Annotated in this window: 19 protein-coding genes and 1 rRNA gene; 7 read left to right on the forward strand and 13 right to left on the reverse strand. The window is 67.1% G+C overall.

Translation table 11 applies throughout. The features are described 5' to 3' along the window. The 8 genes from ACWF99_RS27560 to ACWF99_RS27595 all read right to left on the reverse strand — a co-directional run. A 16S ribosomal RNA gene (locus ACWF99_RS27560) occupies window positions 1-716 on the reverse strand; the annotation flags it as partial. Between the two features lie 555 nt (window positions 717-1,271). Continuing rightward, entirely contained in the window at window positions 1,272-2,558 is a 1,287-nt protein-coding gene (gene tyrS, locus ACWF99_RS27565; RefSeq protein ID WP_452537768.1) for a tyrosine--tRNA ligase, read from the reverse strand. 28 nt (window positions 2,559-2,586) lie between these two features. Beyond that, window positions 2,587-3,435, reverse strand: a complete 849-nt coding sequence (locus ACWF99_RS27570; protein ID WP_452537769.1) for an alpha/beta hydrolase — start codon at window positions 3,433-3,435, stop codon at window positions 2,587-2,589. 188 nt (window positions 3,436-3,623) lie between these two features. After that, window positions 3,624-4,049, reverse strand: a complete 426-nt coding sequence (locus ACWF99_RS27575) for a DoxX family protein (RefSeq protein ID WP_379226046.1) — start codon at window positions 4,047-4,049, stop codon at window positions 3,624-3,626. A gap of 108 nt (window positions 4,050-4,157) precedes the next feature. After that, window positions 4,158-4,766 (reverse strand): DNA-3-methyladenine glycosylase, encoded by a 609-nt coding sequence (locus ACWF99_RS27580; RefSeq protein ID WP_378636854.1) that lies wholly within the window; start codon window positions 4,764-4,766, stop codon window positions 4,158-4,160. 84 nt (window positions 4,767-4,850) lie between these two features. After that, window positions 4,851-5,996, reverse strand: a complete 1,146-nt coding sequence (locus tag ACWF99_RS27585) for a low temperature requirement protein A (protein ID WP_378661383.1) — start codon at window positions 5,994-5,996, stop codon at window positions 4,851-4,853. Between the two features lie 43 nt (window positions 5,997-6,039). Continuing rightward, complete coding sequence (locus ACWF99_RS27590; RefSeq protein ID WP_378661386.1) at window positions 6,040-6,918, reverse strand: RNA polymerase sigma-70 factor; 879 nt, start codon at window positions 6,916-6,918, stop codon at window positions 6,040-6,042. 89 nt (window positions 6,919-7,007) lie between these two features. Next, complete coding sequence (locus ACWF99_RS27595; protein WP_452537770.1) at window positions 7,008-8,186, reverse strand: NAD(P)/FAD-dependent oxidoreductase; 1,179 nt, start codon at window positions 8,184-8,186, stop codon at window positions 7,008-7,010. A gap of 187 nt (window positions 8,187-8,373) precedes the next feature. Between ACWF99_RS27595 and ACWF99_RS27600 the strand changes: the two genes are divergently transcribed. The 4 genes from ACWF99_RS27600 to ACWF99_RS27615 all read left to right on the forward strand — a co-directional run bounded on the left by ACWF99_RS27600 (window position 8,374) and on the right by ACWF99_RS27615 (window position 12,119). Then, complete coding sequence (locus ACWF99_RS27600; RefSeq protein WP_452537771.1) at window positions 8,374-9,888, forward strand: multicopper oxidase family protein; 1,515 nt, start codon at window positions 8,374-8,376, stop codon at window positions 9,886-9,888. Between the two features lie 72 nt (window positions 9,889-9,960). Beyond that, window positions 9,961-10,695 (forward strand): ABC transporter ATP-binding protein, encoded by a 735-nt coding sequence (locus ACWF99_RS27605; RefSeq protein ID WP_452537772.1) that lies wholly within the window; start codon window positions 9,961-9,963, stop codon window positions 10,693-10,695. Further along, window positions 10,692-11,453 (forward strand): ABC transporter permease, encoded by a 762-nt coding sequence (locus ACWF99_RS27610; protein WP_378636868.1) that lies wholly within the window; start codon window positions 10,692-10,694, stop codon window positions 11,451-11,453. The genes ACWF99_RS27605 and ACWF99_RS27610 overlap by 4 nt, the downstream gene beginning before the upstream one ends. 30 nt (window positions 11,454-11,483) lie before the next feature. Next, window positions 11,484-12,119 carry a TetR/AcrR family transcriptional regulator gene (locus ACWF99_RS27615; RefSeq protein WP_452537773.1) on the forward strand — a complete coding sequence of 212 codons (636 nt, stop codon included), beginning with the start codon at window positions 11,484-11,486 and terminating at the stop codon, window positions 12,117-12,119. A gap of 1 nt (window position 12,120) precedes the next feature. Here the strand turns inward: ACWF99_RS27615 and ACWF99_RS27620 are convergent, their stop codons facing one another. The 4 genes from ACWF99_RS27620 to ACWF99_RS27635 form a co-directional block, all read right to left on the reverse strand. Beyond that, the gene (locus ACWF99_RS27620) at window positions 12,121-12,927 is read right to left on the reverse strand and encodes a class I SAM-dependent methyltransferase (protein WP_378636873.1); all 807 of its coding nucleotides are present in this window, start codon (window positions 12,925-12,927) and stop codon (window positions 12,121-12,123) included. A 97-nt stretch (window positions 12,928-13,024) separates the two neighbouring features. Continuing rightward, window positions 13,025-13,249 carry a Trm112 family protein gene (locus tag ACWF99_RS27625; RefSeq protein WP_378636876.1) on the reverse strand — a complete coding sequence of 75 codons (225 nt, stop codon included), beginning with the start codon at window positions 13,247-13,249 and terminating at the stop codon, window positions 13,025-13,027. Window positions 13,250-13,258: 9 nt separating this feature from the next. After that, the gene (locus ACWF99_RS27630; RefSeq protein ID WP_378636878.1) at window positions 13,259-13,696 is read right to left on the reverse strand and encodes a GtrA family protein; all 438 of its coding nucleotides are present in this window, start codon (window positions 13,694-13,696) and stop codon (window positions 13,259-13,261) included. Then, the gene (locus tag ACWF99_RS27635) at window positions 13,693-15,888 is read right to left on the reverse strand and encodes a hypothetical protein (protein WP_452537774.1); all 2,196 of its coding nucleotides are present in this window, start codon (window positions 15,886-15,888) and stop codon (window positions 13,693-13,695) included. Before ACWF99_RS27635 ends, ACWF99_RS27630 begins: the two co-directional genes overlap by 4 nt. 266 nt (window positions 15,889-16,154) lie before the next feature. Between ACWF99_RS27635 and ACWF99_RS27640 the strand changes: the two genes are divergently transcribed. Continuing rightward, window positions 16,155-17,195, forward strand: coding sequence for a glycosyltransferase (locus tag ACWF99_RS27640; protein ID WP_378636883.1), 1,041 nt, complete (start codon window positions 16,155-16,157; stop codon window positions 17,193-17,195). Continuing rightward, complete coding sequence (gene rffA / locus ACWF99_RS27645) at window positions 17,192-18,328, forward strand: dTDP-4-amino-4,6-dideoxygalactose transaminase (RefSeq protein WP_452537775.1); 1,137 nt, start codon at window positions 17,192-17,194, stop codon at window positions 18,326-18,328. The genes ACWF99_RS27640 and rffA overlap by 4 nt, the downstream gene beginning before the upstream one ends. Window positions 18,329-18,385: 57 nt before the next feature. Here rffA and ACWF99_RS27650 read toward each other — a convergent pair whose 3' ends face one another. Further along, the gene (locus ACWF99_RS27650) at window positions 18,386-21,343 is read right to left on the reverse strand and encodes an AMP-binding protein (protein ID WP_378636887.1); all 2,958 of its coding nucleotides are present in this window, start codon (window positions 21,341-21,343) and stop codon (window positions 18,386-18,388) included. 559 nt (window positions 21,344-21,902) lie between these two features. Between ACWF99_RS27650 and ACWF99_RS27655 the strand changes: the two genes are divergently transcribed. Next, window positions 21,903-23,309: a family 2B encapsulin nanocompartment shell protein gene (locus tag ACWF99_RS27655; RefSeq protein WP_452537776.1), complete on the forward strand. Its 1,407-nt coding sequence runs from the start codon at window positions 21,903-21,905 to the stop codon at window positions 23,307-23,309. The last annotated feature ends 9 nt before the right edge of the window (window positions 23,310-23,318 follow it).

Here is a 23,318-nt window from a genome sequence, read left to right on the forward strand (position 1 = left end):
TCCCAGAGACCCGCCTTCGCCACCGGTGTTCCTCCTGATATCTGCGCATTTCACCGCTACACCAGGAATTCCAGTCTCCCCTGAAGTACTCTAGTTCGCCCGTATCGCCTGCAAGCTTAAGGTTGAGCCCCAAGTTTTCACAAACGACGCGACGAACCGCCTACAAGCTCTTTACGCCCAGTAATTCCGGACAACGCTCGGACCCTACGTATTACCGCGGCTGCTGGCACGTAGTTGGCCGGTCCTTATTCTACAGGTACAGTCACTTGCGCTTCGTCCCTGTCAAAAGCGGTTTACAACCCGAAGGCCGTCATCCCGCACGCGGCGTCGCTGCATCAGGCTTTCGCCCATTGTGCAATATTCCCCACTGCTGCCTCCCGTAGGAGTCTGGGCCGTGTCTCAGTCCCAGTGTGGCCGGTCACCCTCTCAGGTCGGCTACCCGTCGTCGCCTTGGTGAGCCGTTACCTCACCAACAAGCTGATAGGCCGCGGGCCCATCTCGCACCGATAAATCTTTCCACCACCAACCATGCGATCAGTGGTCATATCCGGTATTAGACCCAGTTTCCCAGGCTTATCCCGAAGTGCAAGGCAGATCACCCACGTGTTACTCACCCGTTCGCCGCTCGTGTACCCCGAAGGGCCTTACCGCTCGACTTGCATGTGTTAAGCACGCCGCTAGCGTTCGTCCTGAGCCAGAATCAAACTCTCCGTTGAAGACTCTCGAAACAACCCTCCCAAGGGAGAGCGAATCAAAACTATCTAACTAGAGTCCGAAAATCTAGCAAAGCCAAACACCAGCAAAAAGATTCGCTGTTGTTTTTCAATGTCCAACCTTCCACGACCGGGGGGTACGCGAAGGCTGGAACCAATAATTAATATTGGCACTGACATTCATCGACACACTATTGAGTTCTCAAAGAACACACGCACAAACGGAATGACCGGATCGTTCCGGATCTTCCGAAGGGCAACTGTTCCAGCCTAACCTCACGTCCAGACGAAGTCAATCGTAAGCCTGGTCACAAGATCTTCAGCTCTGTCAGGCGCTTCCCCGTACTACCGCGTTTTCCCTTGGCCCGCCAGCCTCTCGGGCTAGCGTCTCGGCTCCGGGTTGGTGTCCGTGTCGCTCTGACTTCCAATAAGTTACGCGCCGGATAACGCCGCGTCAAATCGCCTGGACAGCACCGGATCTCCGCAGGTCACGGCGGTGCGCTCAGCGCTTGCGCCGACCTGAATCACACGCATGTGACTCAGGCCTCCGCAACGACGTCAGGCTATCCGATGCACGCCCGCCATGTTCTTCTTTCCGCGCCGCAGCACCAGCCACTCACCGTGCAGGTAGTCGGCATCGGACGGAGTCCACTCGACGTCGCCAACCCGCTGGTTGTTCACCGACGCACCGCCTTCGTTGACCACCCGACGGGCCGCGCCCTTGCTCTCACACAGGCCCGAGGCGACGAGCAGGTCGACGATCGTGTTCGGTTCACCCGGCACCACCTCGGCGACCTTGCCGTCGACCGCGGCTTCGCGCAGCGCGGCGCCGAGCGTGGACAGCGGAAGTTCGCCGAGCTCACCGCGGCCGAACAGAGCGTGGCTGGCCAATTCCGCCGCGCGGGTCTCGGCCTCGCCGTGCACCAGCGTGGTCATCTCCGCTGCCAGGCGCTTCTGCGCCTCGCGGGCGAACGGGCGTTCCGCCGTCGCCTGCTCGAGTTCGTCGAGTTCTTCGCGGCTCAGGAAGGTGAACCAGCGCAGGTAGCGCACGACATCGGCGTCGGCGGTGTTCACGAAGTACTGGTACCAGGCGTAGGGGCTGGTCAGTTCGGGGTCGAGCCACAGGCTGCCGCCGCCGGTGGACTTGCCGAACTTCTTGCCGTCGGCCGAGGTCACCAGCGGCACGGTGAGCGCGTGCACATGCGCACCGTCGACGCGCCGGTTCAGTTCGACACCGGCGATGATGTTGCCCCACTGATCGGAGCCACCGACCTGCAGCGTGCACCCGTGCTCGCGCCGCAGCTGCAGGTAGTCGTTGGCCTGCAGCAGCATGTAGCTGAACTCGGTGTAGGAGATGCCGTCGCCTTCGAGCCGCCGTTTGACGGTGTCGCGGGCGAGCATCACGTTCACCGAGAAGTGCTTGCCGACATCGCGCAGGAAGTCCACGGTCGACAGCGGGCCGGTCCAGTCCATGTTGTTGACGATGACCGCACCGGTCGGCGACTCGTCGAGGTCGACGAACCGCTCGAGCTGGCCCCGGATTCGCTGTGCCCACTCGGCGACGGTGTCGGTCGAGTTCATGGTGCGTTCGCCCACGTCACGCGGGTCGCCGATCATGCCGGTAGCGCCGCCTGCGAGCACGATCGGCCGATGCCCGGCCAGCTGGAAGCGCTTGAGCGCGAGCAGCGGGACGAGGTGGCCGGCGTGCAGGCTGGCGGCGGTCGGGTCGAAGCCGGCATAGAGCGTCAGGGGCGCGGTGGCCGCGGCAGCGCGCAGCTCGTCCAGGTCGGTGGACTGCGCGATCAGGCCGCGCCAGGTCAGTTCGTCGAAGATGTCGCCGGTCACGCTGACCCATCTTTCCGCATGCGGTTCGTCAGTCGCGTGCGCGGGTGAGCCAGGCGAGCAGATCGGCTTCGACCTCGTCGCGGTTGGTTTCGTTGAGGACTTCGTGACGGGCGTCCGCGTAGACCTGGTAGGTGAGGTCGGCGAGGCCCGCGTCACGGTAGCGCTGGACGAGCTGGTCGGACAGCCGGAGCTTGTTGTTGAGCGGGTCCTTGTCGCCGACCATCACGTAGAGGGGCAGGTCGGCGCGCACGGTGCTCGGATCGGACAGCCGCGTCTGGGCGTTGGCCGCGAGCAGGCCCATGTTGGCGTCGTCGATGGCGAAACCGCACCAGGGGTCGGCGTTGTAGGCATCGACCTGGGCTTCGTCGCGACTGATCCAGTCGGCGTCGGTGCGGGTGGGCTGGAACTCCGCGTTGAAGAAGCCGATCAGGTCACCGCCGGCGGCCGCGATCTCGCCGAACAGGCCGTCGACCGCGGTCGTGCCGCTCAGCACCACTTCGTCGACGAGGCCGGAATGGTCGAGCAGGTACTGCTGCACGGCGAAGGAGCCGAGGCTGTGGCCGATCAGGGTGACGGGCAGCCCGGGATGCCGTTCGCGCAGGATCTCGGTGAGCGCGACCTCGTCGGCGACGAGCAGGTTCCAGCCGTCGGGACCCAGGTCGCCCGGGACGGCACCCATGCTGAGCCCGTGCCCGCGGTGGTCGTCGGCGTAGACGGCGAACCCGAGACCGGCCAGTCGTTCGGCGAGGTGGCTGTAGCGGTCGGAATGTTCGCCCATGCCGTGCGCGATCTGCACGACCCGGCGCGGCTCGGTCTCCGTGGGGAGCCAGCTCCGCACGTGGATCGTGGTGCCGTCGCTGCTGGGGAAAGTGAACACGGGCGCTCCTGCTCGTACGGTCTTCTCGACGTGGTCCTCGATCGTCGCACCTGCGATGGAATCGCCCTATTGGGTTCGGCGACGAAATCGGGAGCGCGAGATCAGCTCCGTCACCGAACCCCCCTCGACACGCCGACAATCGCCGGAACCCGATGGCTCCGGCGATTATCGGCGTGTCGAGTGGTGGCTCATCGCACCAGCGCGGTGATGGTGGCGCGGCGTTCGTAGGCGATCCAGGCGAAGATCGCGGCCAGCACCAGCGGGAAGATCCCCATCGCGGGCTTGTCGGCGATGAAAGCCTGTGTCGCCGCGGCGAGCACGGTGAGCACGGACAGACCGGCGGCGGCCAGACCGGACAGGCGCGGGACCATCAGGCCGATTCCGCCCGCCACCTCGACGACTCCGATGAAGATCAGCAGGCCGATCGGGATGGTCAGGTTCTCGGGGGCGTTGTCCATCAACGTGTTCGGGATGACGAGCTTCGGGCCGCCCGAGGCGATGACGAAGAACAGGCCGAGCACGATCTGCAGGGTCCACAGGACGCGGTTGCGGATCTTGCCGGGGCGGTAGTCGGCGGCGTGGGAGAAGTTCGCGGAGGGGGTCGCAGTGGTCATGGTCTCGTCCTTCGAGTCGGTCGCGCCGGGTTGGTAGCGCGTTCAACAGATAGGACGGACCGTCGCTGGAAAACTCATCGCTGTCGGCGAAGTCTGTCGAAATCGCCGCTAGGGCATCGGGGCGCGAGGGCTGCGCCGATAGACCGACACGGCGGGCGAGGCCGGTAGCCAGAACCGCCACGGGATCTCGGCGGCCACGCTGACACCCACTCTGGGACCGGTGGCGATATCGGACTGCGGCACGGGTGGTTCCAGTTGGAGGCGCAGCGCGGAGAACGGGTCGAACAGCTCGGTTCCGTAGTCGGACATGCTGATGCCGAGTGCGCTGCCGACATTGCCCGGCCCCCGCGCCAGATCGGCGTCCCTGCGGGCGGCGGGCCTGCGTTCGCGGGCGAGGTCGATGCCCTCGACCGCTTCCGCCGCACGCACGAGTACCGCACCGGCTTCACCGTCGTAACCACCGGTCACGTTGACACAGAGATGAATTCCGTACGAGCGGTAGACGTAGAGCCGCCCGGCCGGGCCGAACATCACCGCATTGCGGGCCGTCGGCCCCGGCCAGGAGTGTGCGGCCGGATCGGGCCACGGTCCGTCGGGGTCGCTGCCGTAGGCCTCGACTTCCACGATGCGCAGCGCCACCGGACCCGACCACAGGATCGCGCCGAGCAACCTGCGGGCGGCGGTAGGCGGATCGACGGCCAGTTCCTGGGCGGACACGACCGTCATTGTCACCCAGCCGGGCACCCACGCGCGGCATTGCTCCGCCGCGCGTGGCCGAAGGTGCGTCGATGCGATCGGCACTCAGGCGTAGGCGCTGTGCTGCCCGGCGCGCAGGATGCGCCGATCGTCGACGATCACCACCGCGTAAGCGACCGCTACCAGGGCGGCGAGCTGACCCCAAGCGAGCCAGTACACCCCGATCGGAGTGGTGGCGGCGACGGCGAGGGCGCCCAGCAGCCTGCCGCGTGACCCGGACAGGCCGAGCGCGGCCCGGAACCAGGACTGTCCGGCGAAGTAGAGCGCGACGCCGCCGGACAACGCGCCCGCGGCGGCCCAGCTCACCGGTTCGCCGCCGTGCGCGATACTCAGCGCGATACCTGCCGACGTGAGGATGACGCCGACCAGGAGCGGATAGAGCGCGTAGTCGTAGGCGACGAGCGCCGGCCGTACCCGCTCGAGGTCGGGTCGTTCGCCCAGCGCGTGCTCGCCGCGTTCGTCGTCGAAACCGAAGTAGGCCCACCACAGCACGTACGCCAGCGCCAGCCCCAACGCGACCATGGCCAGCAGCGCGACGGTGATCGGTTCGCCTGCCAGCCCGACGCCGAGGGCGACGATCGATTCGCCGAGCGCGACGATCACCACCAGTCCGTGCCGCTCGCAGAAGTGCGAGACGCGCACCCGGAACCCGGCGGTGTCGACGAGGTAGGGACTGAGGATCTGCACCGCGAAAGCACCTGCCCAGAGCAGGTATTGCAGCGGCGGGTGGGTGAATCCGCCCGCCACGACCAGGGTGGCCGATACCGCGTTGAGTGGCCCGATCCGGCGGATCGCCAGGACGGCCGACGCCCCGCCCGCCGAGGCGAACATCGCGGTGTGGATCGCGGTCACCAGCAGGTAGCCGATGCCGAAGGCGACACCGGTGCCGTGGAAGGCGTCGGGCACGGCGAGCGCGAGCATGAAGAACGCCGACATCCCGACCAGCAACCAGGTCCGGCGCGAGGACGAGCTCGGCGCGACCTCGTTGGTCAGCCAGACGTACCCGCTGTACATCCACCAGATCACGCCGAACATCAGCGAGACCTGCAGAACCGCTTCCCATCCCGGGTGGTGCACGAACACATGGGTGAGCTGGGTGATCGTGAAAACGAAGACCAGGTCGAAGAACAGTTCCAGGGTCGAGGCCCTGACCTGGCCACCTTCGGCCCGGTCGTTGAGATTGCTTGACACGGCAGAATGGTAGGGCCAGTGACCGGTTCGCGCGAGGGGTTGCTCAGCCGAGCAGGTCGGTGCCGCGGTACAGCCCGGCCAGCTTGCTGGGGTTGACCTGGAAGCGCAGATTCTGGATGTGTCCGTCGACGAGGTCGAAAGTGAAGGCGGCGCCGGGGTTTCCGGCGAAGGAGGCCAGGGTGCCGAGCTCGCCGTTGATGTCGGCAGCGGTGAGTTCGAAACCCGCGGACTGCGGTTTGGCGAGAACGCCCAGGATCCAGCGGGCGACGTGGTCGGGGCCGTGCAGGGGGCGGCGGGCGGCGGTGACCACGCCGCCGCCGTCGGACCAGCACGTGACGTCGGGAGCGAGCAGGTCCATCAGGGCGTTGAGGTCGCCGCCTGCGCAGGCGGCCATGAACTGTGCGGTGACCTGGGCGCGGGCGGCCTTGTCGGTATCGAACCGCGGGCGGCGCGAGTGGACGTGGTTCTTCGCGCGGTGCGCGATCTGGCGCACGCTCGCCTCGGACCGTTCGAGGGCTTCGGCGATCTCGGCGTGCGAGTAACCGAACACTTCGCGCAGCAGGAACACCGCGCGTTCGACGGGGGTGAGGGTTTCCAGCACGACGAGCATGGCGGTGGAGACGGTGTCGGCCAATTCGGTGTCCTCGGCGATATCGGGCGATGTCAGGACCGGCTCGGGAAGCCAAGGGCCGACATAGCTTTCGCGGGTCGCGCGGGCGGAGGTGAGCCGGTTCAGCGAGAGATTGGTGACCGTGCGGACCAGGTAGGCCTTGGGGTGGGTGACCGCGGCGTGGTCGGTGTCGTTCCACTTGAGCCAGGTGTCCTGCAGGACGTCCTCGGCGTCGGTGACCGTACCGAGCATGCGGTAAGCGGTCGCGAACAGCAGGCGGCGGTGTTCGAGAAACGGATCCTGATCGGACATACGATCTACCATGTCGCACGCTCCGTCACGGTGGCGAATCGGTGGGCGCCGAGCAGGCTCGGCGCCCGATCGGCGACGGTGCCGGCTGTTCACGCGAGGGCGCGAGTTGCCTTGCCGCCCTTGGACAATTGCACGTTCATGGTCATCTTCCTGCTGGCCTTGAACGTCGGAACGGGGCTGCTGCTGACCAGTTCCTTGTAGATGCGCGCGGCCCAGCCGGTGAGGTAGAGGCGGCGCGGGGTGTCATCGGCGTTGGTGAACTGGATGACCGCGTCGCGGCGGCCCAGGCTGACCGGCTGGTGGAAGTACCCGAAGCGGAACGGCCGCACCATCTTGCCGCGCAGTTCGGCGGCGATCAGGTCGGCGGTGTAGGCGGCGGTGGGCAGACCGCTCTGGCAGGTACCGTGCACCTGCCCCCACCCCTGGCGGACGGCGGCCGCGTCGCCGATGGCGTGAATCATGGGGTGCGAGATCGACTTCAGTGTCGGGTCCACGACGATGAGGCCACGCGCGTCGGTCTCGATCCCCGCCTCGGCGGCCAACGGCGAGACCCGCACGCCGGTGGTCCACAGCGTGAGGTCGGCGCCGATCACCGTGCCGTCGGCGAGTTCGACCGCGTCGGGCTGCACCTTGGCGACGCGCACGCCGATCTCGCGGACGATGCCGAGCCGGTCCATCGCCTCGTTCAGGTGGGCGCGGGCTTTGTCGCCCATCATCGCGCCCGGCTCGCCCGAGCTGATCAGGGTGACGCGCAGACCGGGGTGGCTTTCCGCGATCTCGGTCGCGGCTTCGATACCGGTGAGTCCGCCACCACACACGGCGACGGCGGCACCCCGAGCCGCGAGGGTGGTCAGTTTGCCCGCGAATTCGTGGGCGAGGCGCGGGTCGTCGAGGGTGAAGGCGTGGTCGGCGACGCCGGGCACCAGGGTCGTCTCGGCGGTGCTGCCGAGGGCGTAGATCAGCTCGTCGTAGGCGAGTTCGCCGACACCGTCGACGTGGACGCGCTGCGCGGTGGGATCGATCGCGGTGACCCAGCCCTGCACGAATTCGACGCCGGTACCGTCGAGGATTTCCGGGATGTCGTGGTGGGCGAGTTCCTGACCGGCGGCGATCTGGTGCATCCGCAGCCGCTCGGTGAAGCGGGCCGACGGATTGACCAGGGTGATCGCCACAGCCAGTTTTCTGGTGCGCCGGGCCAGGCGGATCGCGGCCAGCATGCCGGTGTAGCCGGCGCCGAGGACGACGATGCGGTGCGTAGTGGTGGTCATTGCGGTACTCCTGTCGGTGGGATGTTCATGGGACAAAGCAGCTCGCCCGAACGTGACATCCCGGCATTGTGATCCACCTCACATACTCCTGACCTGCGGGAAACCCTGAAATCCGCGACCGGAAATCGGGGTCGAACCGGGGACGCACCCGGATGTGGCGGCGGGTGCGCGTCCCTACCGTCGATGCATGGCTTCTCCCCCACGTCGGCTACGCCGCATCCTGCTCGGCGCGTGCGCCCTCGTCGTCACCCTGGTCACCGCGATCGGCGCCGGGGTGGCGTGGACCTGGAGCTCCGCCGACATCTCGACGGTCGGCACCACGGAATTCACTCGGCCACTGCGCATCCCGCCGCTGGCGGATTCGACTGTCGACTCGACCGGAACACGGGTGTTCGCCCTCGATATGCGCACCGGGACAACCACATTCGAGCCCGGACGCGCCACCGAAACGTGGGGCTTCAACGGCAGCTACCTCGGCCCCACCGTGCGTGCGGCCCGCGGCGAACGCGTGCGAGTCCAGGTGCGCAACCAGCTCCCCGAGGCCTCGACAGTGCACTGGCACGGCATGCACCTCCCCGCCGCCATGGACGGCGGGCCGCACCAGATGGTCGACCCCGGTGCGACATGGACACCGGAATGGACTGTGGATCAACCGGCTTCGACTCTCTGGTATCACCCGCACCCGCACGGCGCGACCGAGGACCATGTGCGCCGCGGCCTGGCGGGCCTGTTCCTCATCGATGACGCACCGAGTGCGGAACTGCCGCTGCCCAACAGCTACGGCGTGGACGACATCCCGGTGATCGTGCAGGACATGCGTCTGCGCGGTAGCCGCCTCGACGGGGCGCACGCGATCTTCCGTGACATCGGCTTCCTCGGCGATCGCACCATGGTCAACGGCACCCTGTCCCCCTACCAGGAGGTCGGGGACGAACTGGTGCGGCTGCGCCTGCTCAATGCCTCGACCGCGCGGATCTACACCTTCGCCTTCGACGACGCCCGCTCGTTCGCGATGATCGGTTCCGACGGTGGCCTGCTCGAACGCCCCACCACCCTCGATCACCTCCGCCTCTCACCCGGCGAACGCGCGGAGATCGTGGTGCGGATGCGGCCCGGTGAGCGCACTGTGCTGCGCAGCGAGGAACTCGCGGCGGGTCTCGACTTCTGGTCGAACCGGTTCTCGGGCGGTGACGACACGTTCGATGTGCTCGAACTGCGCGCCGCGTCGACCTTGCGACCCTCTGCCGCTTTACCGGAAAGCCTTGTGCCGCTGTCGATTCCCGAAGGAACCGACTCCGTCACGCAACGGCGCTTCGACCTGACCCTGGCCGGTATCAACGGCGAGCGCATGGACATGAGCCGCATCGACACCACGGTCACCCGGGGCACCACCGAGACCTGGGTCGTGCGCAACGTCGACGGCATGCCGCACAACTTTCACGTCCACGATGCGCAGTTCCGGGTGCTCGATTACGACGGCGGCCCGCCCCCGCCCGAGCTGACCGGCGCCAAGGACACCATCTTCCTGCCACCGAATACGGCGACGACGCTGGCTCTACGGTTCGACGGGCCCGCCGATCCGACGACGCCGTACATGTATCACTGCCATCTGCTGTGGCACGAGGATGTCGGGATGATGGGCCAGTTCACCGTCGTCGAACCAGGCCAGCAGGCCGTGACACCCCCTGGACACGCCCACTGACCTTGCCACACAGACACGATCGCGCTAAATTCATCACGTAGTGAATTCAACACTCGATGAATTGAGGCGACCATGTCGCGCACCGCACCGCCACCGATCGCCGTCCAGGTCGCGGACCTGACCGTCACACGCGGAAAACGCCCCGTCCTGCACGGCCTCACCCTCGACATCCCGCGCGGCTCGATCACCGGTCTGCTCGGTCCGTCCGGTTGCGGGAAGACCACCCTGCTGCGCAGCATCGTGGGAACGCAGCTGGTGGAATCGGGCACCGTCACCGTGCTCGGCGAACCCGCGGGCAGCGCCGGGCTGCGCCGCCGGGTCGGTTATGTCACCCAGGCGCCGAGCATCTACGCCGACATCAGCGTCCGCGACAACGTGGCGTACTACGCCGCGCTCTACGGCCGCGACCACGACGACACCGAATCTGCGCTCGTCGCAGTCGGTTTGGGCGATCACGCGGATCAGCTCGGCGACCAGCTCTCGGGTGGCCAGAAGACCAGGGCGTCGCTGGCGTGCGCGCTCGTGGGCAAGCCGGAACTCCTGGTGCTCGACGAACCCACGGTCGGCCTCGATCCGGTGTTGCGGGTGGAGCTGTGGAAGCAGTTCCGTGAATTGGCCGCGGCGGGAACGACTCTGCTCGTGTCGAGTCACGTGATGGACGAAGCCGAGCACTGCGACAAGCTGCTGCTGATGCGCGAGGGCAACCTGCTCGCCCAGCTCAGCCCGGACGAACTGCGCGAGCGCACCGACGAACAGAACCTCGAGGCCGCTTTCCTGACCTTGATCACGATGGGAGAGCACGCATGACCACCCTGCGCCCCTATACCGCCACGACCGCCCGGATCCTGCGGCAACTGCGCAACGATCACCGCACCGTCGCCATGATCCTGGTGGTTCCCGCCCTGCTGATGACGCTGCTGTACTTCATCTACCAGGACGCACCGCGCCCGCCGCACGCCCCGCTGACGATGTTCGACCGGGTCGGCATCACGATGCTCGGAATCCTGCCGTTCATCGTGATGTTCCTGATCACCGCGATCGCGATGCAGCGCGAACGCACATCGGGAACCCTCGAACGGCTGCTCACCACACCGCTGAGCAAGCTCGACCTGCTCGCCGGGTACGGCAGCGCGTTCTCCCTCGCCGCCGCCGCGCAGGCCGCGGTCGCCTGCGTGGTCGCGTTCTGGCTGCTCGGGTTGTCCGCGGCGGGTAGTCCGGGCTGGGTCATGCTGATCGCGATGGTCGACGCGGTGTGCGGCGTCGGGCTCGGCCTGCTGGCGAGTGCGTTCGCGCGCACCGAATTCCAGGCCGTGCAGTTCATGCCGGTGATCGTCGCACCGCAGATCTTCCTGTGCGGGCTGCTGGTACCGCGCGACCGGCTGCCCGGCTGGCTCGAGGCGATCAGCAATGTGATGCCGTTGAGCTATGCGGTCGACGCGCTCCAGCAGGTGTCGGTTCACGCGGAGCCGACAGCCGCGATGTGGCGCGATATCGCCGTCGTCGCCGGGTTCGCGGTGGTGGCGCTCGGACTCGCCGCGGCTACTCTGCGTCGACGCACCCCGTAGCGAACAAAGACCCCGACGAGAGGATCCATGATGAGTGACGGCGAATCCGGTGCCGGCACAGCGAAAACCGGGCGCACCGGCCGCAGGCCGGGCAACGCCGACACCAAACTGGCGATCCTCGACGCGGCGCGGGTCCGGTTCGCCGGCGCCGGGTTCGACAAGACCTCGATCCGCGCGATCGCGGCCGATGCCGATGTCGACCCGGCGCTGGTGCACCACTACTTCGGCAACAAGCAGCAGCTGTTCGCCGCCGCGGTGGACTTCCCGGTCGACCCGGACACCACGCTCAACGCCGTCGACGCCGCACCGATCGACGAACTCGGCGCGACGATCGTGCGCGCGGTCGTCACGGTGTGGGACTCCCCCGCCGGACCCGGCATCGTGGCCATGGTCCGCAGCATCTTCGCGGGCGGCGATCAGAATCTCGCGCGCACGTTCCTGCTCCAGGTGGTGCTGGAACGGGTCCGGGTGCGCATCGCCACCGCCGACGACGACGGTCGTGCCAGGGTTGCCCTGGCCGCGTCCCAGATGATCGGGGTGTTGACCGCCCGCAAGATCATCGCGCTGGAGCCGCTGGCCTCGATGCCGATCAATGCGGTGGTCGATGCCGTCGGCCCGGTGATCCAGCGCTACCTGACCGGTGACATCGATACCGGCAGTTGGTGATTCAGCGCGAAGCCGTCCGCACGATCGCCGGCGGCACATCGCGCAGGAACGGCAGCGCACCGAAGATCGGCAGGGTCGCGGCCAGCGGACCGTGCGAGGGACCGTAGGAGCTCACCGTCACCTCGCCGACCGCTGGACTCCACGACCGCAGCAGCGCCGCGATCTTGCTGCGCTCGATCCCCCACGGCATCGGCGGCGCCGTGTAGTCCGGCGTCTTACGGAACCCGCGCACGGTCTTGCGGGAGAACCACGGCGGGATCGTGTCGAACATCAGCTCCGCGCCGGGCAATCGTTCCAGAATCGCGGTGACCAGGCGGCGCACGTCGTCGGGCTCGAAGTACATCAACAGCCCCTGTACCGTGACGAAGACACCGCGCTCGGGGTCGACGTGGTCGAGCCAGGTCAGATCCAGCGCACTGATCGGCAGATACTCACACCTCGGCGTCGGCGGCAGGAATCGCGTGCGGATCTCGATCGCCTCGGGCACATCGACGCACAACCATCGCACCGCGCCGTCATCGCACCGCTGGAACTGGGTCTCGAGCCCGGCGGCCAGTTCCACCACGGTTCCGCCGGGATGCGCGGCCAGCCACGGCCGCAGGGCCTCGTCGAAGCGGGCAGAGCGCACAGCGTGGGTGCCATCGGGCTCGCCGAAGGTCCGCGCGTAGTCGAAATCGATGGTGTCGTAGAGGCGTTCGCAGTCCGGATCGGTCAGGACCGCGTCGGCGCGCTTCACCTCCGAACCACGGTTGTGCAGGGTCCACAGCATGGTCAGCGGAATGCCGCTCAATGCGACGTCTTCAGCCATCGGACGCACTCTTCCTGATCGGGTCAGCACCTCAGCACGAACTAAGGTAAGCCTAACTCCGATTCGGGAGCAGTGGGAAAGCTACCGAATGGGCCGATCAGGATTCGGCGACGAAGAATTCGTGCTCGGCGTCGGAGACGTCGCGGGCCTCGTCGATCAGCAGCACCGGGATGCCGTTGTCGATCGGGTACGCGCGACGCAGACGCGGGTTGTAGAGCACGCTCACATCGGCTTCGGTGCGCACCAGCTGCAATGGGCCCTTGTCCTGGGGGCAGGCCAGCAGGCCGAGCAGGGTTGCGTCGATGGTGGATTCGTGCGCCATGTGCCTAACCTACCGCGCCCGGCGGAACGAGATGTAGCGGTGTCCAAAGAAGCTCAGGACCGCCACCAGACCCATGACGATCACCGAGGCGGGAGCGGCGGGAAACCCGAGGCCGGTGACCGCCAGCTCCACCAGGATCACGTTGAGCACCAGACCACCGGCGTTCACCCCACAGAACGCGAGAAAGTCACGCAGAAGATGGCCGTGAACGCGGAACACCAGCGTGCGATGCAACACGAACGCGACCACCGTGCTCACCGCGTAGGCAGCGACAACAGCCACACCGGGCCTGCCGTCGCCGAGCACCTGGAGCCAGAAGACGACGAGCGCCATGCCGAGCAGGGTGTTGAACCCGCCGACGATCGCGAACGCCAGCTCCTGACGTTTCACGATCCGCAGCAGCGGGCCCGGTGTCTCGAGCACGCCGCCCGCCGCCTCGGCGATCATCGCAGCGCGTCCGCGAGCGCGGTGTCGTCGTCGGCGATCGACTCCGCTGCCGGGGCGTCCAGCTCCTCGTCGTCGGGCTTACGCCCACGCACGTACAGCCACTGGAACACCGCGAGTCCGAGCAGTCCGAGGCCGATCGCGGCGCCGCCGATCTTCCAGCCCGGCGGACGCCAGGTCAGCTCGAGGTCGCCGTTCTTCGTCCCGGCCGGGATGTCGACCGCGACGAAACTCTTCGCGACGACCTTGAACGGAATGTCCTTGCCGTCGAGGCTCACCCGGTAGCCGGGCCAGCCCAGACGCGCGAACACCACGCGACCACCGGACTGGGAGCTCACGGTGACCCGGCTCGTCGTATCGCTTTCCGAGGTCGAGACCGCAGTGGCGTTCTCGACCGCCGAGATCCGGCCGTTGCGGGTGGAGATCAGCCCGTCCGCACGTTCGAGGACCGAGATGTAGTTCTCGTGGCCGGGGTAGTCGACCCATTTCCACCCGTCGGGCGCGGGCTCGGTCCGCGCGGCCGGGTAGAGCGCGCGTTGCAGCACCACCCGGTCGATGTTCATCAGGTCGACGACTGTTTTGCCCGTCGACGGCTCGACCGCGAACGCGCGGCGGTAGGCGTCGGGGCACACGCTGGTGTCCCAGCGCATGCAGAGCATGTCGCCGAACCAGAAGTGACCGTTCGGGGTGTAGCCGCTGACATAGGTGCGCTCGATGTCCTTGGCGTAGTTGCCGAATACCAGCGAGCCGTAGGCGCCGTCGAGGGTGCGCTCCCCCGGTTGGATCAGCGCGCGATCGCCGAGCTGCAGCGTGGTCCCCGCGAATTCCGGGAACGCCGCGCGGGCAGCGGCCCGATCGCTGGGCAGATTCCAGCTCATCGGCGTCGGCTGTGCCCGTTCCACCTGGACATAGGCGATCGGGGACACCGCGATGATCGCCAGCGCGACCGCCGCGGAGATCCCCTTGTTCACCGCAAACCACACCAGCGCGGCCCCGAGCGCGGCGATGGCCAGCGCGGCGATCACATGCGCGATCCAGTTGTGCGGGTCGGCGGAGAACGAGCGCACCCACAGCAGCCCGATCAGCACGGCCGCCGCGATCCCCCGCGCACGCCAGTCCTTGAAGGTCGCGAACCGCCCGAGCAGCACGCACACCAGCAGCAGCAGACCCAGCGCCACCATCGGCAGCACGCGGGCGGGCCAGCGCAGTGGGCCGATCGTGCCGGGTCCGGCCGTCCACATCAGCGCCGCGATCGCGAACAGCCCGATGCCGCTGAGCTCACGCCAGGCCGCGCGCGCCTTACCCCAGTCGATGAACGCCAGGGCCGGAATCAGGAACCAGGCGATGTAGACCACCGGCAGTGGCTGGACGTAACCCCACCACGAGGTGAAGGCGGGCAGGGTCGAGGGCAGGCTCGCGTTCAGCGATTCCGACCACGGCACAGTGAGGAACATGTCGTTGTTGATCTGGGCGGTGCCACGCCAGGTGACCTTCGCCGAGAGCATGCTCGGCAGATAGGTGGCCGCTCCGGCCAGTGCCGCCAGCCCCGCCACCGTCAGCAGTTTCAGCGACGGGCGCCAGGTCCGCTGGTAGATCAGCTCACCGACCGCGACCGCGCCGATCATCAGACCGGCTTCCACCGCCGGGAAGATGTACTGCACCGAGATCGCCAGGTAGAGATACACGAACACGGGGATCGGCCCGCCGCGACCACGCGAGTAGCGCACGCCCGACGCCCACGCGTGCACCATCCACGCGGTGCCGGTGAAGGCGGTCATCCAGCTGGCCTCGTCGAAGAACAGCAGCCAGCCGGTGAACGGAATCGAGACCCCGGCCAGCGCCGCCCACTGCACCCGCGAGCCGTAGGCCAGGCAGATCCGGTAGACGCCGAGGCCGAGGATGATCGCGAAGATCAGCTTCACCACGGTCGCGTACAGCACCAGGTTGTCCACCGACGGCGCGATGAGATCGATCAGCAGCTGCGGCGGATTCAGCAGCCCGGCTTCCTCGATCGAGTAGTTTCCGGCCATCCAGTGCTCGGGCACCATCACCGGCAGATCACCGTTGCGCAGCCGGTTGCCGAGCATCACCCACAGCGGGACGTACTGGGATTCGGTGTCGTCGGTATAGAAGTGCCGAACGTTGGCGAGGAGAACCGCACCATAGCCCGCGATCACTCCGAGGGAGGTGATCAAGCCCCAGATATAGACGGACCGACGGGACGGGGTTCTACTTTCCACCACGAGGACCAGACCCTACAGGCACACGGCCCGACTGGCACCGTCGCACAGCGGGATCGCTTCCACCGACGTGTCACGCGCCGGTGTTAAAGTGCGCTCACTGTTGGGTCAATACCTCCGAAACACCGAAAGTGTCCGCGATGCCGATTCCGTCCGCACCTTTGTCCAGGCCCGACACTGTCGTGCGATCGGGCGCGCCCGATCGCAACGGGTCGAGCCCGGTGCATTCGGTGTCGGTGGTCGTTCCGGTGTATCGGGGCGAGGACACGATCGCGGCACTGGTCGCCGAGCTGGACCGGCTGACGGGCCCGAGTACGACCGCGGCGGGCGCCCGGTTCGCGGTCGAGGAGATCATCCTCGTGCACGACAACGGCCCCGACCGCTCCGATGTCGTCCTGCAGGAATTGGAAGGCTCCTTCCCGCAGGTGCGCGCGGTGTGGTTGAGCCGCAACTTCGGTCAGGACGCGGCGACGATCGCCGGGATGGCGGCGGCACAGGGCGACTGGATCGTCACGATGGACGAGGACGGTCAGCACGACCCCGCGTTCATCGCGGACTTCCTCGACGCGGCGCTGGCCTCGCGCGCGGACCTGGTCTATTCGAAACCGTCCAATACCCGCCCGCACGGTTTCCTGCGCAATCTCACCTCACGCGGCGCCAAGATCGTGCTCGCGACGGTGTTCGCGTTCCCGGATTCGACGCGCTTCGAGAGCTTCCGGCTGATCCGCGGCGACATCGGCCGTCAGCTCGCCGAGGTCGCGGCCAACGGGGTGTACCTGGACGTGGCGCTCACCTGGGTCGTCGGCAATACGGTCTCGGTGCCGGTGGTGCTGCGCGCCGAAGGGCGCGAGGAGTCCGGGTACAACTATCGCCGCCTGTTCTCACTGTTCTGGAAGATGGTGCTGTGCAGCGGCACTCGCGGCCTGCGGCTGGTGAGCATGCTCGGGGTCACTCTCGCGCTGGCCGGGGTGATCATGGCCGCGGTGGTGATCGTGCAGGCGCTGACGCAGGACAACCACGATCCCGAGGGCTGGGCGTCGATCATCGTCGTGATGCTGCTGTGCTCGGGCGCGATGCTGTTCTCGCTCGGTTTGATCGCCGAGTATCTCGGTGTCGCACTGCACATCCTGGTCGGCAAGCCGCTCTACCTCACCGTGCAGACCCCGACACCGCGCCCGGATACGATGCATGCGCCGGCCGTGAACCATCGAGTCGACGCCGCGGTACCGGCAGCCGCGACGGAGAAGGGCCAGCGCGCGTGAGCGACCGCATCATCTTCAGCAGGCCGTTCCGGGCTGCCGCTGAACGCCCCAATCTGATGACCGTGCTCGATTCCGATCACAGTCACGGCGACGGTCAGTTCACCAAGTCGGCGACGGCGAAGATCAAAGCCATCACCGGCGCCGATCACGCGCTGCTCACCACCTCCTGCACGCACGCGCTCGAATTGGGCGCGCTACTGCTGGAGCTGGGTCCCGACGACGAGGTGATCGTCCCCAGTTTCGCGTTCACCTCCGCGGCCACCTCGATGGCCCTGCGCGGTTCCACCTGCGTGTTCGTCGACATCGATGAGTCCACCGGCAATATCGACCCCGCCGCCGCGGCCGCCGCGATCACCGACCGCACCAAGGCCATCGTGGTGATGCACTACGGCGGTGTCGCCGCCGACATGGAGCCGCTGCTGGAACTCGCGGCTCAGCACGGTGTGGCGATCATCGAGGACAACGCACACGGTCTCGGTGGCACCTGGCGTGGTCGGCAGCTCGGCACGATCGGCACCCTCGGCACACAGAGTTTCCACGACACCAAGAACGTGCACTGCGGTGAGGGCGGCGCGCTGCTGCTGTCGGACGAGATCCTGATGGGCCGCGCCGAGATCATGCGGGAGAAGGGCACCGACCGCGCTCGCTTCCTGCGCGGCCAGGTCGACAAGTACTCCTGGCAGGACATCGGTTCCAGCTACCTGCCCAGCGAGCTCAATGCCGCCGTGCTCGACGCCCAGCTGGCCGAATTCGACACCATCCAGGCCAACCGTCACCGCGTGTGGGACACCTACGCGGCCGCGCTGCCCGACTGGGCGGCACGCAACGACGTGCGCCCGATGACGGTGCCCGCCGACGCGGGGCACACCGCGCACCTGTTCTACCTGCGCATGCCCAGCGAGGGCAGCCGCGACGGCATCATCGCCCACCTGGCCGAACGCGGCATCGTCGCGCCGTTCCACTACATTCCGCTGGATTCGAGCCCCGCGGGCCTCAAGTACGGCCGTACCCCGGTGCCGTGCACCCGCTCGGCGAACTTCTCGGCGACGATCGTGCGCCTGCCGCTGTGGCCGTTGCTCAGCGAGGCGCAGCTCGGTCGTGTCGTCGACGCGGTCACCGAATACCAGGTGTAGCCGCAAAATCGAACAAAGGCCGCCCGGTTTCTGCCGGGCGGCCTTCGCGTTGTGCGGTCAGCTTCCGCCGAACAGCGTCGCCGCCGCGGCGTTGCTGAGCACCTCGTAAGCCTCGGTCTCCCGGTTGTAGATCCAGGTACCCGGTCCGGCCTTGGGCAGACCCGCGGCCTGGATCGCCGAGGCCGAGGGGCGGAAGCTGGAACTGCGCGGGATCTCGTCGACGACGTAGACCAGGTCAGGGCGCTGGCCGGGCTCCAGCCCGCGCATCGCCTCGGTGACGTCGCCCGGTTCGATCCGGAACCCGTCACGCACGCTCAGGGCGGCCGCGGCGATCACCCCTGCCGCGGTCTTCAGCCCGAACGCGACCTCCATGTCGACCGGGGTGATGTCGTTGAGCACGTCCACGATCGGCTGGGTGAACACGGGGCCGCGCACGGCACGGATCACGGTGTCGCGACGGTCGACCAACCAGTAGTCACCGTCGCTGTCACGCCGGAACAGGTTCTCCGTCGGCCACCAGGCGTCACCGGCGCGGAACACACCGCGCAGCCCACCGTCGGAGATGTCGCCACCGTCTACGGCCTTGCCGAGCAGCAGCCCGGGTTCGTTGTCGGCGCAGCGGCGGGCGAACCCGTCGTCGCCGACGAGGATCTGCTCGCTGACCGGGTCGTAGGCGACCAATTCGACCCGCGCGGTGCCCGGAACCGGCCTGCCCTTCGATCCGATCTTGGCGCCGGTGACATTCGCCAGCACCACGTCGCCGTCGATCGAGGCGTAGAACTCGAGCACCCTGGCCGGGGCGAACTGTTCGATGGTGCGCCGCCACAGACCCGCGGGCATACCGGAACCGATGAACAGCCGGATCGGATGGTTGTGGCCTGCGGGGAAGACCTGGGAGTCGAGCAGGTCGCGCAGCATTGTCCAGGTGTAGGTGACGACGGTAACGCCGTAGCGGTGCACCTCTTCGGCGAACCGGCCCGGATCCATGTCCATCGGCCGAGCCAGCGCGATGCGGCTGCCGCCGGCGATCGCCCCGCCGAGGCTCACCAGCAGCCCGGACGAATGGTGCAGTGGCGCAAGGCAGTAGACCGTGTCACGGCGGTCGAGGTCGGCCGCGCTCGCGGTGCCGAACGCCGACAGGGCCCAGCGGTGGTTGGTGATGTACTTCGCCTCGAGGCGCTCGCCGGAGCCGAGGACGAGCACGAACGCGAGTTCGCGTGCCAGGCCCGGGTTCGGCCGGTACCAGGCGGGCACCCGGACCTTCGCCGGGTCGATCTGTTCGAGGTCGATCACCCGATCGCTGGTCGGCACCGCGAGCGCGCGGCTGTCGCCACCGCCGAGTACCAGCACCCTGGCGGCCGTCGCGGCGGCGGTGCGCAGGTTCTCCGGATCGGCGATCAGCGTCTGCACGCCGGTCAGCTCGATGGCCCGGTCGAGTTCGGCGCCCGGCGCCAGCAGCACCGCGACGGCGCCGATGCGGGAGAGCGCCGCGACCGAGGCCAGGGCGCTCGGGCGCGTCTCCATCATGATGCCGACGCGCATGGCGGGGCGGATGCCGACCGAGATCAGGCCGCGCACGACATTGTCGACGCGCTCCTCGACGGCGGCATTGGTGTGCACCCGGTCGTCGAAGAGGACCAGGTCCTTCTGCGGCGCGCGGCTCGCGTGCTCACTGAGCAGTTTGCCGAGCGAGATGCGGGTGTGCGGCTGGATCATCCCGAGCCTGGTCAGCCGGGGCAGTGCCCGCGCCGCCTCCCCCGCCATTTCGAGCGATCCGCGAATCGTGTTGCCCGCGATGCCTTCCAGTGCCTTGCCGACACCCGCGCCCGCCTCGGCCAGGCCGGCGGCGGTGTGCACCATCCGGGTGGCGGCGGTGCGCGGCGCGTTGCTCGCGACGTGTTCTTGCATGGGCACGATCTGCTCGGGCAGGGTGCCGTTGCCGTCCATCCAGGCGATCCAGTCGCGCACCATCGGCCAGGTGTGGTTGGTGGCCGTCGAGCCGGCGACGAGCCCGAAATGGCCTGCCACCAAACTCGCTTCGTACACCTCGGCATTGGGGGCGGCCCGCACGATGCCACGCACCGCGGCGGGCTGACCGATGTCGTCCACCTCGCCGACGAAGGCCAGGATCGGGCACTTGAGCTCAGCGAGCGATACCGGGTGGTCGCGAATCACGAATCCGCCGAGCATCATCCGGTTGTGGGCGACGAACTGCTTGAGCAGATCGGCCACCGCCGGACCCGAATACCCCACCCAGCCATCACTGTTGAGGAAGCGGCGCTGACGTTCCTTGGGCAGCAACGCTTCCCGATCGTGCAATTGCAGCAGGAAGTCGATCCGCGACTTGGCGGTCTTCACCGGGTCGAGCATCTGGAAGCCGATGCGTACCATCGACTCGGTGATCGGCAGCCGGTGCATCACGTGGTCGGCGAGGAAGTCGGCGACTTCGGAAACCAGACCGTAGGGCAGACCGAACGGCATCCCGTTGACGATGTCGACAGGGCTGCCGAAGGTGACGATGGAGGCCACGCCCTTGCCGTAGCGATAGGCGGTGGTCTGGTAGGCGAACATGCCGCCCTGGGAGTACCCCATCAAATGCAGCTGCGCGCCGGTGGCGTCACAGACGGTGTCGATGGCGGAGTTCACCGCGAGCACGTGGTCGGCCAGGTCGCGTTCCCAGCCGCCCTCCTCGGTCGCGGGTGAGCCGAAATCGATGACCCAGCAGTCGATTCCGCTCTCGTGCAGGATGCCGACCGCGCCGCCTGCCGCGTTGACGTCCCAGATGTCGGCGTTCACCATCAACGGCGGCACCAGCAGCGCCACCGGACGCCCCGGCGTCGTATCGTCGGGGAAGTAATGTCGCAGCCGGTACATGCGCCGACGCTCGACGACCTCGAAGGGCGAGGACTCGACATCGTGTGACAACCCGCCGAAGCGGATCACCTCCAGCCCGTTCTGCGCGGTAGCCAGCAACCGCTGCACCGAACCGACCACACCTTTTGGACTGATATCCACCGTTCCCACCTGGCCCTACCTGCTCAAAGTGACACACCTCACACACCCCGATGTGCTCATATGAGCTTGCCACATCGGACCTCCATTATGTGTCGGCTGTGACAGGCCGCATGTTCCGGCGATTCGAATCACATGCCCCGCTCAACGGCCGATAACACTGAGGTCACAACTCTCGTACGGTTCGCTGTCACGCCGAGATCGCCCGGGAACCGACAGTCCGGGGCAGAGGTGGCGGCCGAGCATCGGCGCCGAGAACACAGCGCGGGCTACCCCCGGACACGCACTTGTCCGCAATCGCCTCCCGCACAACGGTTCTCCCGGTCATCATCATGTTTTCCCGAATATCCGGCGCGCGGCCTCCGCAACCACCTACCATCGTTATCGTCCGGAACGCACTGACACGCATCAGATTTCGTGTAACACCGTTTCACACGCCCGGTTATCCGCGCAGGACCATTCGCTTCGCACCATCAACCACACCCCAGCCTGTCGCGCATTGTCGCGCCACACAGGTCGATCGGCCGTGCCGATTTTCCGTCCCGAGGTGAGGACATATCCCATGACCATTGAAATGCCGTTGCCCACAGACAATTCCGTGCGCAAGAGCCTGAGTACCACGGCCGCGCACAAGCTGACACATACCACCAAATCCGAACCGCAGATGCAGGGCATCAGCTCGCGCTGGCTCTCACGCGCCCTGCCATGGGTGCAGGTCGCGGGCGGTATCTACCGGGTCAACCGCAGGCTCACTCACACCGTCGGCAACGGCGAAGTGGAATTCGTCGTCGACGGATCCCGGGCCAGGGTGATTCCGCAGGAACTCCGTGCGCTTCCGCCGCTGCGCAATATCGACGACGACGAACTCCTGCGCCCGCTCGCGGACAAATTCGTGCAATACGACCTCGATCCGGGATCGGTCGTCGCCGAATTCGGCAATCCGATGGATCAGGTGATCCTCGTCGTGCACGGAAAACTCGCCCGGCTCGGCTCCGGTCAATACGGCGAGTCGACCAAACTCGGCCTGCTGTCCGGCGGCGACTATTACGGCGAGGAAATGCTCACCGATCCTTCGGCGATCTGGCCGGACACGGTGAAGACGGTGACCAGAACCACCATCCTCTGCCTGCCGAAACAACAATTCGAGCAATTCCTCGAACTGAACCCGGAGCTGGATCAGATCCGCACCGAAGCGGCCCAGCGGTCGAGCCGGCTCCAGAACTCCAAGGGTGAAGCCGATATCGAGATCGCCTCCGGCCACTCCGGCGAGCCGCTGCTCGAGGGCACTTTCGTCGACTACGACGCCAGCCCCCGCGAATACGAACTCAGCCTGGCGCAGAGCGTGCTGCGGGTGCACACCCGCGTCGCCGACCTGTTCAACGATCCGATGAACCAGGTCGACCAGCAGCTGCGGCTCACCGTCGAAGCGCTCTACGAGCGACGCGAGCACGACCTGGTGAACAATGCCGAGTTCGGGCTGCTGCACAACTGCGACCTCAAACAGCGCATCACCACCGAATCCGGCGCGCCGACCCCCGACGACATGGACGAGCTGCTCAGCATGCGGCGCGGCACCAAATTCTTTCTCGCACATCCGAAAGCGATCGCCGCGTTCGGTCGCGAGTGTTCGCGCCGCGGTCTGTATCCCGATCCCGTGGAGTACCAGGGGCACCGGGTGCCCGCCTGGCGCGGCGTGCCCCTGCTGCCGTGCGGCAAGATCCCGGTCAGCGACACTCAGACCACATCGATCATGGCGATGCGCATCGGTGAGAAGGATCAGGGCGTCGTGGGGCTGCATCAGACCGGCATTCCCGACGAGTACGAGCCGAGCCTCAACGTCCGGTTCAAGCAGATCGACGACCAGTCGATCATGTCGTACCTGGTGAGCTGCTATTACTCCGCGGCCGTCCTCGTTCCCGATGCGCTCGGCGTGCTGGACGACGTGCTCGTCGCGCGTCGCGCCGACTGATCGGCGCGG

It is taken from the genome of Nocardia sp. NPDC055002 (genome assembly GCF_053608825.1).

Excerpts from the sequence above, each read along its gene's own strand:
- ACWF99_RS27575 (WP_379226046.1), bottom strand. The coding sequence starts at position 4,049 with ATGACCACTGCGACCCCCTCCGCGAACTTCTCCCACGCCGCCGACTAC.
- ACWF99_RS27590 (WP_378661386.1), bottom strand. The coding sequence starts at position 6,918 with ATGTCCGATCAGGATCCGTTTCTCGAACACCGCCGCCTGCTGTTCGCG.
- ACWF99_RS27595 (WP_452537770.1), bottom strand. The coding sequence starts at position 8,186 with ATGACCACCACTACGCACCGCATCGTCGTCCTCGGCGCCGGCTACACC.
- ACWF99_RS27600 (WP_452537771.1), top strand. The coding sequence starts at position 8,374 with ATGGCTTCTCCCCCACGTCGGCTACGCCGCATCCTGCTCGGCGCGTGC.
- ACWF99_RS27605 (WP_452537772.1), top strand. The coding sequence starts at position 9,961 with ATGTCGCGCACCGCACCGCCACCGATCGCCGTCCAGGTCGCGGACCTG.
- ACWF99_RS27610 (WP_378636868.1), top strand. The coding sequence starts at position 10,692 with ATGACCACCCTGCGCCCCTATACCGCCACGACCGCCCGGATCCTGCGG.
- ACWF99_RS27615 (WP_452537773.1), top strand. The coding sequence starts at position 11,484 with ATGAGTGACGGCGAATCCGGTGCCGGCACAGCGAAAACCGGGCGCACC.
- ACWF99_RS27620 (WP_378636873.1), bottom strand. The coding sequence starts at position 12,927 with ATGGCTGAAGACGTCGCATTGAGCGGCATTCCGCTGACCATGCTGTGG.
- ACWF99_RS27625 (WP_378636876.1), bottom strand. The coding sequence starts at position 13,249 with ATGGCGCACGAATCCACCATCGACGCAACCCTGCTCGGCCTGCTGGCC.
- ACWF99_RS27630 (WP_378636878.1), bottom strand. The coding sequence starts at position 13,696 with ATGATCGCCGAGGCGGCGGGCGGCGTGCTCGAGACACCGGGCCCGCTG.
- ACWF99_RS27655 (WP_452537776.1), top strand. The coding sequence starts at position 21,903 with ATGACCATTGAAATGCCGTTGCCCACAGACAATTCCGTGCGCAAGAGC.